Raw genomic sequence first — 12,884 nt, 5'->3', positions numbered from 1 at the left:
AGATGACCGATTTATTTTATCTGGGCGAGTTTACCACGCTACTTTTCTTATTTGGCGCCTCACAAGCGGCATTGATTACAGGTATTTCAGTTATTGTGTTTCCGGAGCTAGGCGCTATTGCCTATGGGGTGTTGAGTAAACCTCAGGGCAGCTGGGCAAAACAACCTGTTTTATTGGTGCTAACGCCGACCTTGGCAGCCTTAATCGGTGTGATCATTGAAAGGTATTGGGGTTACAGTCCCTTGTCGGTAAGTCTCTCCATTGCCCTCGCCTTATTGGTCATTGTTTTATTGCGCTCTCCCATTGTGCCAGCACTCGCGGCGGGCTACTTACCCGTCATTTTGGGTGAAGACAGCTTCGCCTATCCTATAGCGGTGTGTGTCACGATTAGCTTGCTAGTCCTCATTCTGATAGTGTTGCGGCCTTTTTATAAGCCCCAATTAATGGATCTGCCCCATCAAAGTGTCGAGGAGTTATTAAAGATTGATCACGTCGGACTCCTGTCTTTCATTGTGTTCGTGTTGCTCATGCAAGTGATGGTCTATTTTTCTGGATTAAAGTTTATTCTTTTTCCTCCACTAGTCGTAGTGAGCTATGAAATATTAACAAAACCCGCCCATTGCCCCTGGGCTAAACAACTCATTCAATTACTGTTTCTCACTCTAGCCATGGTGGCAGTGGGTTTGGTGAGTTTGCATATTCTAGGCAATCATTCACCAGCAATCCTATTAACCATGGTGACTGGCATAGTCATCTGTCGCATGGTCAACATGTATCTGCCGCCTGCTATGGCCATAGGATTATTACCCTTTGTGGCACCCCATCCAGATAGTCAGTTATTAATTTCAACGGCAATAGGTATCAGCATATTCATTGCCTATTACTTCTTATATAATCATTTTGTTAGAAAAAGTACGGACGCTAATTAACTGTTGGACAGTATATTATCTATAGGAGACAGCATGGATACCTTTGAAGCCATTAGACAAAGAAGAGCAATTAAGCATTTTGATCCCCATCATCAATTAAGTCCTGCTGAGTTTGAGCAATTAGTGGATTTGGCAGCCCAAGCTCCCTCTTCATTCAACTTACAGCATTGGCGCATAGTTCATGTCAAGGATACAGCGTTACGGCAACAACTCAGAGAGGCTGCTAATAACCAGGCACAAGTCACCGAGGCTTCACTCTTGTTTGTGATTACAGCAGATATTGATGCTTGGAAAAAGGATCCTGCTCGCTATTGGGTGAATGCCCCCAAAGCTGTACAGGACATTTTAGTGCCGTGGATTGATCCTTTTTATTCAGGTAAAGAACAACTGCAACGAGATGAAGCCATGCGTTCAGTGGGCATCATGTTACAAACCTTAATGCTGGCTGCTAAAGCGATGGATTACGATTCATGTCCTATGGTGGGCTTTGACTTTGATCGGGTAGCACAGTTGATCAATCTCCCTGAGGGGCATGCCGTTGGCGCCATGCTAGTGATTGGTAAAGCAGTAAAACCAGCATGGCCCAAACCTGGGTATCTTCCCCGTCAAGACATGATTATTACAGATCGCTTCTAATTAACGGATAGCCGAATAGGCAGTGGGAACTAAGATTTGATTGTCGATTCTCTCAACAATGGTTCCTGCTGCCTCGGTGGCGGCTCTTTTAGCCAGCCACTCGGGATCGCTGGAGAAAGCGTTCCACTTTTGCTCTCTTTCCGCAAGACTTTCCCACTCTAATAAATAGGTCAGTGTTTGGTTACTAGGACCAATTAAGGTGGTCCAAAAACCGATGGGCTTAATGCCGTATTTCTCCCAAAACTTTAGGGTCGTTTGTTCAAAGCGTTGATTCAAGGCAGGTAGTCTACCTGGTGCGCAATGGTAAATTCTGAGTTCATGGATCATAGTGTTCCCTTTGATATTAAAAGTTAAAAGTTCTCGTTTCACCTGGTTGTAAATGAATCACTTCCGTAGTGTGTTGAGTGAGAGACTTTTCATATTCCATCGGAGTTCCCTTGAGAATAGGATAAGTTCCATAATGAATAGGAAGAGCATACTTGGGGTTCAACCAATGACTGGTGGCAAACGCCGCCTCCTGTGGGCCCATGGTGAAATTGCCACCAATAGGAATAAGAATAAGATCAGGGTGGTAATAGTTACCAATGAAAGACATGTCGCCAAATAATCCAGTATCCCCCATATGGTAAATCGTAAAGCGTTGACGAATATTAATAATGAATCCTACGGGTTCTCCACCGTAGAGCACTTGATGAGTCCCCTTCTTTGAATCATACCAGTCATACTCTGAGCTATGCTCTGCGTGGACCATGGTGATGGTGACATCAGGAAAGGGGTTGATACTCCCACTTTTGTTCATATGGATAAGTTGACTCCTATCCACGTCTCCCGTATTCACCAGATTATCTTCCAGACCAGAGGGCGCCACGAGTTTGCAATGGCACAATGTTAAGAGATCCGCCGTGTCTCCAAGATGATCGAAGTGTCCATGAGTGACTAAAATTAAATCAATTTTTCCTAAGTTCTTCAGGTTTTTATAGGGTTCTGGCGTCTTGGGATTGGCGGTCAAGTAAGGGTCAATGAGAATGTTTTCTCCATCAGGGGTGGTAATTTTAATCGCTGACTGACCAAACCATTGGACTTTAACGGAATCAGTCTGTTCAGCGCCATAACTCGTTAGCGAACAGAGACCAATCACTAGCGTCATGACAGTTAAAACAAAGGGATTGATGGGTTTCATAGGTCACCTATTGAGTAGAGTGGGAAACTTGGGTAGTAAACACTAAGGCAATGAGTGTTACCACCGTGGCAATAACTAAATAATATCCGACAAACATTAATCCGTAATTCACTGCAAGCCATGTTGCTAAATAAGGCGCGACGGAAGCCCCCAGAATACCGGCCAGTGTAAAGGACAGAGAGGCTCCCGTATAACGCACTGACGCAGGAAAATAACTGGCAAGGGCAGAGCCCAGTGGGCCGTAGGTTAAACCCATTAGAAACAAACCAATTATCAGAAAGACAATTGTGGTGAAGGGGTCATTTGCCACAAAAAGAGTGCTAAAGAATAAACCAAATACTAAAATAAGTATGGTGGCAATAATTAACATGGTTTTAACACCTATTCTATCAGCCAGTTTGGCGGAAATAGGAATCCCAAGCCCAAAGAATAAGACCCCAAGCATTTGCCATGACAAAAACTCTCCCTTTGGATAGTGGAAATGGCTAGTGCCCCAGCTTAGGGTAAACACGGTCATGAGGTAAAAGAGTAAAAAAGTGGTGACTGACACCAATGTCCCTAGTATGAGCGCTTTAACATGATGCTTTATGATGGACCCCATGGGCACTGACACCTGTTCATTATTCTCAATAACTTCCATAAAGGCTGGAGTTTCAGCTAATTTCAAACGAACATATAAACCTATCCACACTAATATCGCGCTTGCAAGAAAAGGGATACGCCAACCAAAGCTAATAAAGTCTTTCTCGGAAAGGAACAGATTTAAGGCAATAAATACCCCACTGGACATCAGAAAACCAAGGGGTGCTCCTAATTGGGGGAACATCCCATACCATGAATGCTTTCCTTTTGGAGCGAATTCGGTGGCGAGAAGAATCGCTCCTCCCCACTCTCCACCGAGTCCTAATCCTTGCCCTAGTCTAAATAACGCTAAGAGTAGTGGAGCAAACACGCCAATACTGTCGTAGGTAGGCAGTAATCCAATAGCAACCGTGGAGGGTCCCATGGTCATTAACGCTGCAACCAAGGTTGCTTTTCTACCAATTTTGTCTCCAAAATGACCAAAAATAATCGCCCCAATGGGTCTCGCAAAAAAGGCCAGAGCAAAAGTCGCCAGTGATTGCAATATGGAGGTGGTCGGGTTTCCAGAGGGGAAAAACAATTTAGGAAACACTAACACAGCAGCCGTGGCGTAAATATAAAAATCAAAGAACTCAATGGTGGTACCCATGAGGCTGGCCACAAGAACATGAAAAATAGAGTGTTCAGTCTGTTTGGATGAGGTGTTAGTCATTATGGGATAGGGGGTGTTTAGAAACAGACTAGTTTAACTTAGTTTAACTTAAATTTGTTTTATGAAAATTAAACCAAGCATAAGAACTCGCTAGGACACAGCAAGTGGCTGAAAACAGAAAAGCGCTTGAATAGTTATAGTGTTGATAAAGCCATCCAAATATCATTGAGGCGGGCAGTAATAATAGTCCACCAGTTAAGTTAAACCAGCCAAAAGCTATTCCTGTATGCTCTACATCAACCATATCTGCTACTAAAGCCTTTTCGATCCCCTCTGACATGCCTTTGTACATCCCATAGAGGCTCAGCGATAAGAAGAAAAATATGAGTGAAGTGGCGAAGGTGGCAAGCAAGAGGTTAAATAAACCGTAAATCAACCATGAGGAAATGAGCAGCACGCGCCGCCCAACTCTATCGGATAAACTGGATAAGGGAGTCCCTAACAGACTAATTGACAGGGATAAAACAGCCCATAACAATGGAATATATTGTTCAGGTACCCCTATCTCTTTAGCGCGTAATAAAATGAATAAGTCCGATGAGTTGCCTAGGGAGAGAAGAGCGTAAGCATACAAATAGCGTCTGAATTTAACGGGTAAGGAGAAAAAAAACCAATTAAACTTTTTAGGTGTTACGGGTGGTGCTCTGTTGGGTGCTTTGATAAAAAAAATCAATACTAGAGCCATGAGGCTTGGAATCACTGCAAACAAAAAAACACTTTTAATGGAAAACCCCATACTTAAGATTAGTGTCGTCAATAGAGGACCAATAAAAGCGCCTAAATTATCTAAAGAGCGATGAAAACCAAAGGTGAATCCTCTCTTGTTCTCTGGGACGGACAGAGCGAGAAGCGTATCTCTAGGGGTAGTACGAAGACCTTTTCCCAAGCGATCAAAAAAACGCACCCATAGAGCTAACTTCCAACCACTTGCTAAATATAGGATGGGTCTCCCAACACTAGGGAGTGCATAACCAATCAGAATGAAAATTTTTGATGTTTGAGTTTTATCTATCAGGATTCCTGACAGCAGTTTAAATAAACTTGATGTGGCTTCAGCAATCCCCTCAATCAGTCCTAGTATTTTTGGGCCAGCACCCAGAACTGATATGATATAAAAAGGTAGAATAGGATAAATCATTTCACTGGCACTATCATTTAAAAAACTAATCAAACCAACAAGCCAGACAGTTTTAGGTAGTGATATCAATGAATTAAGTATCATATAATAAAAGATCCTCGGGGGATCCTGGCATGAAAAAAGTGAATATCAATAATATGTGAATCCTTTAGTGAAGGTATAGCATGAATTATGTTACCACTCAAAACAAAACGCCCTCTACGGGTGCAGCACCTGAATTATTAAACAGATTGTTCCATCAAGCTGGAGTGACTATTAATGGTCAGCAGCCTTGGGATATCCAAATCATTCACTCTAAAGCGTATCGTGACATCCTCATGAAGTGGTCTCTAGGTTTAGGTGAGTCCTACATGAATCATGACTGGGAATGTCGATCTATTGATAACTTGATTTGTAAACTTCTTGACGCCAACTTAGATGAACAAGTGAAGGGGTTTGCAAGAATACCTATTGCTTGGCACACCATAAAGTCCCGGCTTGTGAATTTACAAAGTATCGGTAGAGCTTTTCAAGTGGCAGAACAACACTATGATATTGGTAATGATCTCTTTGAGAGAATGCTTGACCCATTGATGATGTATTCTTGCGGTTATTGGCAATATGCTACCACTCTAGAGCAGGCTCAAAGAGACAAGCTTGAGATGATATGCCAAAAACTAGAATTAAAACCCCATGACACTTTATTAGAAGTGGGCTGTGGTTGGGGTGGACTGGCTTACTATGCAGCCAAACACTATGGGGTAAAGGTGCTAGGAATTACCGTATCCAAGGAACAGAAAAAAATAGCAGAAGAGAGATGTCAGGGTTTACCCGTTACCATAGAGCTCATGGATTACAGGGAATTAAATGGTCAATTCGATAAAATAGTCTCTGTGGGGATGTTTGAACATGTGGGACTAAAAAACTATCAAGATTTTTTTACAATTATAAAACGCTCACTGAAAGACTCTGGGCTTTTTCTTTTGCATACTATAGGCAACGCAGACTCAAGTCGGGGCACTGACCCCTGGATAAATCGTTATATTTTTCCCAATGGGAAAATCCCTTCTGCACTTGATATCGTAAAAAATATTGAGGGTAAATTCTTGGTTGAGGATTGGCACAACTTTGGTCATGATTATGATAGAACGCTCATGGCATGGCACCAACAGTTCAACGACCATTGGCCTGAAATCAAATCACGCTATGACGACCGTTTTTATAGAATGTGGAATTATTATTTACTCTCCTGTGCGGGATATTTTAGATCACGATACGGACAACTGTGGCAGATAATTCTTACCACCAGGCATCGGCGCCAAGATTATCGCTCTGTTCGACTGCAACATCAATAACTCTGTGAACCTAATGTGGGGGAGTAGGTCAATCTCTCTTTAAGGAAGAAATATGAAAAAAGTGGCATTCATCGGTTTGGGCAGTATGGGTATGCCCATGGCAAAAAATCTGCAGAGTGCAGGATATCAACTCCATGTATTTAATAGAACCACCAGTAAAGTCAACGAGATGGAGAGCCTCGGTGCTCAGGGTTTTACTGTCCTCAAGGAGGCTATTAAAGATGTGGATGTCATTATCACCATGCTGTCAAACGACGAAGCGTTGAAATCAGTGTGTTATGGTAGTGAGGGAATCATTGAAAACGCCAAAAAAGATGCCATACATATTTCAATGAGTACCGTTTCACCTGAGCTGATAGAAGAACTCTTAAAGGCGCATAACAAGAATCAACATTTTCTGGTCTCTGCGCCAGTGTTTGGTCGGCCCGAGGCGGCATTAGCCAAAAAATTATGGATGGTGGTGTCAGGGGATCCCATTGCCAAAGAAGGAATAAACAATGTGTTAGAAGCCATGGGACAGGGGGTTTTTGATTTTGGTGAACAGGTATCTGCTGCAAATTTAATTAAAATTGCCGGTAATTTTATGATTCTCTCTATGGTGGAAGCACTGTCTGAATCCATGGCTTTACTTGAAAAAAACCATATTTCAAGGCAGCAATTTGTCGATTTCATTACAACTACTTTGTTTAATGTTCCTATTTACCAAAATTATGGAAAAATTATTGCACAAAGAAACTATGAGCCCGCTGGCTTTAAGTTAGAGTTAGGTCTCAAGGATGTGAATTTAATGCATTTGGCATCGGACAGGGCGAGAGTTCCCATGCCGATAGTGGATATTTTATTATCGAAATTTATGATTTCCTTAGAAAAAAATAGAGCCTCCTTAGATTGGAGCGCCATTGAACTGGTTACAGCAGAAAATGCTGGGTTGAGGTAAAAATGATTACGAATTATCTTGTTTCGGCTAATTTAGGTATTATGATATTTTTTTCGGTAGCTGTGGCGCCAGGCATTTTTAAACATCTTCCTCAGGAGTGGGCGGGTGTCTATGTCAGAAAGTTCTTTCCTAAATACTACTTTTTTTTAGGTTTGGTCAGTCTAGTGGCGGCATTTTTAACGCCGACCCTGGTGGTAAGATCCCTACTTCTAATTGTTGCTGCTCTATTTTTCTTCACGCTCTGGGTCATTACTCCAATGGTGAATAAGGCTAGAGATGAGCAAAAACAAACCACATTCCATGTGTTACATACTGCTAGTGTCGTAATTAATTTTATTCAAATGGGATTATTTTTCTACGTGTTAATGGGATAGTTAGCTCAATTTCAATACTCTTTAGTGTTGTAGCTATTCAATCACTAAATTAAGGTTGAGATGCGGCAATGTATCAAATATAAGTCGGCATCTGTTGAGTATGATTTGGTAAACAACAACTAGAGGTTGGCAGTATAAATACCACTACCACTACCACTACCAATGTCATTGAGTATCCACAGATTCAAGTGATAACGCCTACGCGGCGGATACTATACATAATGGGCTGGATGGCAATACTTCATTATCACGGTTAATACGGATTTCTTCATTACCTCATACAACAGTAGTAGTATAAAACAACAAGTACTGTCTGTTTAAACAACGCTTACAAGTGGAAAGCTATCTCACTTGAACTAATCACTTGAAAAGCAGTTCAAGCGGGGGAGCTCAGAAGTATAATATTTTCAACACGAACACAATATACTCCGTGTGCTCCAGCTATGAGATGAAAACCCCGAAGAAATAACCACTAGCTACTGGAGCATTTGTAGTGGTAAAGCTGGTGATTGATGGGGATTAAACAAATAGCACACCAGGCAATGAGATAAGACTACATAAAATCACAAGATTATTGTATAATCATTGGCTTGATTGGCCAAGTAGCTCAGTCGGTAGAGCAGAGGACTGAAAATCCTTGTGTCGGTGGTTCGATTCCGCCCTTGGCCACCACCATTCAGCGCCCAACCTCTCTCGGTTGGGCGTTTTCGTTGGTGGGTCCCGCAGAACACGTGGTGTTCAGGCGCATTCTGCGTGCGCCGGGGGCAGGCAGAGCGGACCACGGAGACGGCCAGTTCGCTCCTTTTCTGCCCTCTGTTCTCTGGTAAAGAGACGCCAACTTTTACGCCACACCGCACGCATATTGCTATGTGCGACAAGGGCTTATGCGTGTGTCGATTTTTCGGATTCGCCAGAAGGCTTGGATGGGCGGTACATAAGGCTGGCTCGCCTGCTTCAGTTGCCCTTCGCAGATATCTCTGGCGACAACTCAATGCCCTCGACGAGCGCCATGCGTAAATCGTTCTCTACGCCTCCTGTGCCGATCCGCACCGTGGTCAGTCCCATGGCCGCCAGCATGACGATGCAGTCATGATCACGCTTGACCTTGCCACACCATTCGATCCAGGCTGGCGCGTCCTCCCAGAGTTTTTCCGGGCTGTCCGCCTTGATGGCTTTGCAGATGTTGGTGGCCTGCTTGCGGTCAAAGCCCTGCGCGACCAACCAATCGATGCTTGCCGTGATGGGGTTCTTGTCTTCCATTTCGATCCTTTCGTTGTACGTGCGGAATGCCTGTCTGGCATCCCAAATTTCTGTCTCAGCTCGCGCCGCTGGCACACGGCATCCAGTACTCCCCGGGGCGCTGGGTTGACTTCACCAGCGTGCGGTACGCATGCAACGGTCCCTCGTACTCAGGCTTGCCCTTGTTCTCTTTCTTGATCTTGAAGAGGTCGTTGGGCTTTTGGCTGTCCTGGCCCGCTTTGAGCATCACTCGCTCGGCGTCGACCTTGACGCCCTTGAATGACCAGAGCGCCTTGAAGACGGCAGCCTGGCCTTCGGTGCAGCGGATCGGACCGTGGGGCCAGTCATCCAGCGATACCCACCTGAAGTCTGCCGAGAAGGGGCCCAGGTACGTGGCCCATGGCTCGGCCACCATCATGGGTGACTGGTACGGATCTGATCCGATCAATGCAATCCCGCCGCCGTACAGCGTGAACCGTTCCTCCAGCGGCAACCACTGAATGCCGAGCGCAAACGGATTGCCACGGACCTCTGGTGCCTTGGGCGCGATGACCCGGATTTCGGCGCCGGCAATACGGACGCGCTCGAAGATGGACGGGTCGGACCACAGCCGGTACAGGCTCCTGGCCAGCAGCACCGGCGAGCGCCGTGCGTCGCCCAACCGCCAGACACCATCGGCAATGTCGGTGATGCCATCCCGGCTTTCGATTTCCAGGGCCATCCTCAGCTTTGACCGCAGCCACCCCTCGTCCAACATCACCGCCGCCCGATCGTCAGGTGTCAGCGTGATGGGACCGCATTCAGGGCACTGGCAGACCTGTCCACCTTTACCGTCACCAACGATCTGACCGCTTTGCAGCTGGCAATACGGGCACAGCACGAAGTTGCGGCTGATGACTGTTGGCTTGATCGCTGCACCCAGGCTGGCGCAGGCCGTCACCTCGGCTGGTGACAACGCACCTCGGAATATGGGCGTGCCGCCCCGAAACAGTCGACAGGCCAGCGACCACGCTACGTGGGTCGACATCGATCAGTCCTGGTAGGCGGGTTGCAGATCCTGACCATCCCCTATCGTCACCTCCTGCGCATTGAGCGTCTGCCCCTTGGTCAGAATGCCAAGAGCCACCAGGTAGCCCTCCAACTGCGCCTGCAATGGCGCGTCGAACTTGTGCAGATTCAGCCGCCCTTTGCGGGTGATCTCGATGGTCACCAATTTCGCCTTCGACTTGCCCGGCTCGGGTGGGTAGTACAGGTTGATCTGCACAGCGGTGACCAACCAGTTCTCCGACAACGGGCCCGGCAGCTTTTCAGTCAGCAGGTCGGTGACGCAGCGGTGCTCGCTTGCCGCCATGGCCGTGCAGTCAAGCTTCAACTGGTTGTCAGGGCTGAGCAGGCTGATCGATTTCACCTGCAGCACGTTGAAGCCGTCGGTCTGCGCCTGCGGCACATTAAATCCCAGCCGCAGCGCCGACAAATCGAGCGTCGGTGCCTTCAAACGTTGCGCATCGAGAGTTGTGTGCAGCAGATGTTCGGCGAACGCCTTGAGCAGCATCTGGTGGTATTTGGCCCCGCCCTTGACCAGCGAGCGGGTGACGCCGGTGCGTGTCGAGTACTCCAGCACCGAGTGGATGTTGGGGTTGCCGACGCGGCGCTTGAGGTCATCCCCCTGGAATTCCAATTGGACCGTCGACAGGTCCTTGACGTGGACGCTCAGCAGGAAAACGCCGGGGCTGCGCTCCATGACGTAGGCCTTGCTGCGGTCACCGCACTGCAACTCGCGCTGGTAGAAGGCCGAAACATCGGCGCGCAGTGCGGCCAGGGCGGCATCCGATGTGTCGGGGATGGTTTTGACGCCCAAGTCATGCTGCTGGGCGTTGGCCGATTGGCGCTCGAAGTGATCCACATCACCGGCACGGTCAAACAGTTCCGGGTGCTTGACGTACAGCCAGAACGAGCGATGGATGTCGCTCTTGCATGTGGCCAGTGCTGTCAAGGCAGCTCCGTCACCGGTGGCCACCTGGAACATGGCCTGCGATCCGGCCGAATCGCCAAGAGCGACACTGGCACGCAGTTTGGCGGCCACCGTGTCGCGCACGGCCATGTCCGGGCAGCCGAGCAATGCCGCGATCAGGGTTTGCGTGGTCTCGGGCTTGTCAGTCCAAGCAAAGTCGTCAGGCATCTGCAGCCCATGGCCCGTCAGGAACTCACGCAAGGTGGCGTCCACGGGCAACTCACACAGCAGGTCGATCCAGGTTTTTTTCATGTTGGCGGTCCTTTCCGAGGAGGTGTCGGAGGTCTGCGGACCGAAGTCTTGGTGCGCTAGCCGGCGACTAAGTTACTAAACGGATATCGCGTACAAGTAAAGTAACGTGATACAGGGCGATTGTGTCCCGCGTATTTCCGCTTGTCAATCTGTTCAGCACATCTGGCGGACATTGGTGTCTCGCTGCTATACTAAAAAAGTCCAAACATTGAACACACAGGAGCATCGCCATGGCTTCGGCATTCGGAGCACGCCTGCGGCGCTTGCGTGAGGCGAAGGGGCTGACCCTCCAGCAGGTAGCCGACGCCGTCGGCTGCACCAAGGCTTACATCTGGGAACTGGAAATGAAGGAAGGCCAGCGTCCATCCGCCGAGCGGGTGCGCGGGTTGGCCAAGGTGCTGGGCGTGACGATGGAAGACGTCATGGGTGAGCCCTTGCAGGCAGTGCCTGAAGCCAGCCCCGAAGATGTCCAGTTTTTCCGCGAGTACGCCGGCATGACCGATGAGGAGAAAGACCGTTACCGGCAACTGCTCCAGATCGCGTTCCCCGACAAGGGCAAAAGCGGAGACTGAGCTATGAGCACAGGGCAGGCCCTCACCGGCTCCATCGCGGCCAACAACATCCACAAATGGATGCGCGCATGGCACCAAGGGTCTGCACCTGACGCCATTGATCTGGACCTCGTCCGCCAGATGCTGCCGGACACCCCCTACGGTCAGGGCGTTCGCGAAATCAAGGCGCCGATGGCGCATGGCCTGGCCAGCTGCGAAGGCATGCTGGTGCGCAACCCACAGGATGACACCGAGTGGGGCATCTTCTTCAACGGCAAGTCACCCGCCGAGCGCCAGCGGTTCACCATCGCCCATGAGCTGGGCCACTTCGTCTTGCACCGTGGCCAGCGCCCCAGCTTTAGCTGTGACAAAGAAAGCGTCTTCTCCGGTGCAGACCTCCTGCGCAACATCGAGCGCGAGGCAGATGACTTTGCCAGCAACCTGTTGATTCCTGGCGACCTGCTGCGCGACGCGATTTCCGACCGGCGCATTGATCTGCACATCCTCAGCGCTCTTGCCAAACGCTTCCAGGTGTCGTTCGAGTCCCTGTGCATCCGGTTCATCAAGTTCACGCCGCAGCGCGCGATCCTGGTCTATTGGGACAACGGATTCGCCAAGTACGAGTGGCGTAGCAGCAGCGCCATCAAGACGCGGGCACGTATCCGGCGCACGGATGACCCGCAAGAACCGTTGCCGGAAACGCTGGCCGCTGACCCAGATATTGCGCAAGAATGGAACGGCATCGACATGCCGGCCGACGTATGGTGTCCAGACGAATCCGCCGACATCACGCTGACCGAGTTCAAGCACACGTACGGTGCGCGTGATCGGATCCTGTCGCTACTGCTGCTTGAGAGCGCGGCGCCAAGATCATGGGATCGGTCGTGGCAGGACGAGGAAACCGTCGACAGCTTTGACCAATTCGGCTCGCATGGCAGCGGCAGGGCTTGATTGGCATCTGGCGCTCAATCGCTCTGATCTCCGCTAAAACACGTTACGCGGAGCACCC

The 12,884-nt window shown here is 48.4% G+C and carries 14 protein-coding genes and 1 tRNA gene; 8 read left to right on the top strand and 7 right to left on the bottom strand.

What is annotated here, in order from left to right; genetic code table 11:
* The first annotated feature begins 2 nt into the window (after positions 1-2).
* Positions 3-929, top strand: a complete 927-nt coding sequence (locus FERRO_RS00795) for an HPP family protein (protein ID WP_056928986.1) — start codon at positions 3-5, stop codon at positions 927-929.
* A 33-nt stretch (positions 930-962) separates the two neighbouring features.
* A complete protein-coding gene (locus FERRO_RS00790) occupies positions 963-1,565 on the top strand; it encodes a nitroreductase family protein (RefSeq protein WP_056928985.1) in 603 nt (200 codons plus the stop codon).
* Here the strand turns inward: FERRO_RS00790 and FERRO_RS00785 are convergent, their stop codons facing one another.
* The 4 genes from FERRO_RS00785 to FERRO_RS00770 are packed head-to-tail and all read right to left on the bottom strand — an operon-like array spanning position 1,566 to position 5,261.
* Complete coding sequence (locus FERRO_RS00785; protein WP_056928984.1) at positions 1,566-1,892, bottom strand: NIPSNAP family protein; 327 nt, start codon at positions 1,890-1,892, stop codon at positions 1,566-1,568.
* Positions 1,893-1,908: 16 nt separating this feature from the next.
* Positions 1,909-2,745 carry a metal-dependent hydrolase gene (locus tag FERRO_RS00780; RefSeq protein ID WP_204374699.1) on the bottom strand — a complete coding sequence of 279 codons (837 nt, stop codon included), beginning with the start codon at positions 2,743-2,745 and terminating at the stop codon, positions 1,909-1,911.
* 7 nt (positions 2,746-2,752) lie between these two features.
* A complete protein-coding gene (locus FERRO_RS00775; protein ID WP_056928983.1) occupies positions 2,753-4,039 on the bottom strand; it encodes an MFS transporter in 1,287 nt (428 codons plus the stop codon).
* A gap of 43 nt (positions 4,040-4,082) precedes the next feature.
* Positions 4,083-5,261 (bottom strand): MFS transporter, encoded by a 1,179-nt coding sequence (locus FERRO_RS00770; protein ID WP_082601128.1) that lies wholly within the window; start codon positions 5,259-5,261, stop codon positions 4,083-4,085.
* 80 nt (positions 5,262-5,341) lie between these two features.
* Here FERRO_RS00770 and cfa point away from each other — a divergent pair, with 80 nt between their 5' ends.
* The 4 genes from cfa (at position 5,342) to FERRO_RS00750 (ending at position 8,494) form a co-directional block, all read left to right on the top strand.
* A complete protein-coding gene (gene cfa / locus FERRO_RS00765; protein WP_056928982.1) occupies positions 5,342-6,511 on the top strand; it encodes a cyclopropane fatty acyl phospholipid synthase in 1,170 nt (389 codons plus the stop codon).
* 52 nt (positions 6,512-6,563) lie between these two features.
* Positions 6,564-7,448 carry an NAD(P)-dependent oxidoreductase gene (locus FERRO_RS00760; protein ID WP_056928981.1) on the top strand — a complete coding sequence of 295 codons (885 nt, stop codon included), beginning with the start codon at positions 6,564-6,566 and terminating at the stop codon, positions 7,446-7,448.
* Positions 7,449-7,450: 2 nt separating this feature from the next.
* Positions 7,451-7,822, top strand: coding sequence for a DUF4149 domain-containing protein (locus FERRO_RS00755; protein WP_056928980.1), 372 nt, complete (start codon positions 7,451-7,453; stop codon positions 7,820-7,822).
* A 596-nt stretch (positions 7,823-8,418) separates the two neighbouring features.
* Positions 8,419-8,494: transfer RNA gene (locus tag FERRO_RS00750), tRNA-Phe, on the top strand.
* Positions 8,495-8,776: 282 nt separating this feature from the next.
* Here the strand turns inward: FERRO_RS00750 and FERRO_RS00745 are convergent.
* The 3 genes from FERRO_RS00745 to FERRO_RS00735 are packed head-to-tail and all read right to left on the bottom strand — an operon-like array spanning position 8,777 to position 11,324.
* Positions 8,777-9,082 carry a hypothetical protein gene (locus FERRO_RS00745; protein ID WP_152975679.1) on the bottom strand — a complete coding sequence of 102 codons (306 nt, stop codon included), beginning with the start codon at positions 9,080-9,082 and terminating at the stop codon, positions 8,777-8,779.
* Positions 9,083-9,137: 55 nt separating this feature from the next.
* Positions 9,138-10,088 (bottom strand): hypothetical protein, encoded by a 951-nt coding sequence (locus FERRO_RS00740; RefSeq protein WP_056928978.1) that lies wholly within the window; start codon positions 10,086-10,088, stop codon positions 9,138-9,140.
* A gap of 3 nt (positions 10,089-10,091) precedes the next feature.
* Positions 10,092-11,324, bottom strand: a complete 1,233-nt coding sequence (locus FERRO_RS00735) for a hypothetical protein (protein WP_056928977.1) — start codon at positions 11,322-11,324, stop codon at positions 10,092-10,094.
* Between the two features lie 230 nt (positions 11,325-11,554).
* Here FERRO_RS00735 and FERRO_RS00730 point away from each other — a divergent pair, with 230 nt between their 5' ends.
* A complete protein-coding gene (locus FERRO_RS00730; RefSeq protein WP_056928976.1) occupies positions 11,555-11,896 on the top strand; it encodes a helix-turn-helix domain-containing protein in 342 nt (113 codons plus the stop codon).
* 3 nt (positions 11,897-11,899) lie between these two features.
* Positions 11,900-12,826, top strand: coding sequence for an ImmA/IrrE family metallo-endopeptidase (locus FERRO_RS00725; RefSeq protein WP_082601127.1), 927 nt, complete (start codon positions 11,900-11,902; stop codon positions 12,824-12,826).
* Positions 12,827-12,884: the final 58 nt, after the last annotated feature.

The organism is Ferrovum sp. JA12, assembly GCF_001431705.1.
In the GTDB taxonomy this organism is placed as follows: domain Bacteria; phylum Pseudomonadota; class Gammaproteobacteria; order Burkholderiales; family Ferrovaceae; genus PN-J185.
The sequence above is the reverse complement of the archived record's forward strand: the minus strand, read 5'-3'. Positions and strand labels throughout refer to the sequence as shown.

Excerpts from the sequence above, each read along its gene's own strand:
- FERRO_RS00795 (WP_056928986.1), top strand. The coding sequence starts at position 3 with ATGACCGATTTATTTTATCTGGGCGAGTTTACCACGCTACTTTTCTTA.
- cfa (WP_056928982.1), top strand. The coding sequence starts at position 5,342 with ATGAATTATGTTACCACTCAAAACAAAACGCCCTCTACGGGTGCAGCA.
- FERRO_RS00735 (WP_056928977.1), bottom strand. The coding sequence starts at position 11,324 with ATGAAAAAAACCTGGATCGACCTGCTGTGTGAGTTGCCCGTGGACGCC.
- FERRO_RS00780 (WP_204374699.1), bottom strand. The coding sequence starts at position 2,745 with ATGAAACCCATCAATCCCTTTGTTTTAACTGTCATGACGCTAGTGATT.
- FERRO_RS00725 (WP_082601127.1), top strand. The coding sequence starts at position 11,900 with ATGAGCACAGGGCAGGCCCTCACCGGCTCCATCGCGGCCAACAACATC.
- FERRO_RS00785 (WP_056928984.1), bottom strand. The coding sequence starts at position 1,892 with ATGATCCATGAACTCAGAATTTACCATTGCGCACCAGGTAGACTACCT.
- FERRO_RS00745 (WP_152975679.1), bottom strand. The coding sequence starts at position 9,082 with ATGGAAGACAAGAACCCCATCACGGCAAGCATCGATTGGTTGGTCGCG.
- FERRO_RS00775 (WP_056928983.1), bottom strand. The coding sequence starts at position 4,039 with ATGACTAACACCTCATCCAAACAGACTGAACACTCTATTTTTCATGTT.
- FERRO_RS00740 (WP_056928978.1), bottom strand. The coding sequence starts at position 10,088 with ATGTCGACCCACGTAGCGTGGTCGCTGGCCTGTCGACTGTTTCGGGGC.
- FERRO_RS00755 (WP_056928980.1), top strand. The coding sequence starts at position 7,451 with ATGATTACGAATTATCTTGTTTCGGCTAATTTAGGTATTATGATATTT.
- FERRO_RS00760 (WP_056928981.1), top strand. The coding sequence starts at position 6,564 with ATGAAAAAAGTGGCATTCATCGGTTTGGGCAGTATGGGTATGCCCATG.
- FERRO_RS00770 (WP_082601128.1), bottom strand. The coding sequence starts at position 5,261 with ATGATACTTAATTCATTGATATCACTACCTAAAACTGTCTGGCTTGTT.
- FERRO_RS00790 (WP_056928985.1), top strand. The coding sequence starts at position 963 with ATGGATACCTTTGAAGCCATTAGACAAAGAAGAGCAATTAAGCATTTT.
- FERRO_RS00730 (WP_056928976.1), top strand. The coding sequence starts at position 11,555 with ATGGCTTCGGCATTCGGAGCACGCCTGCGGCGCTTGCGTGAGGCGAAG.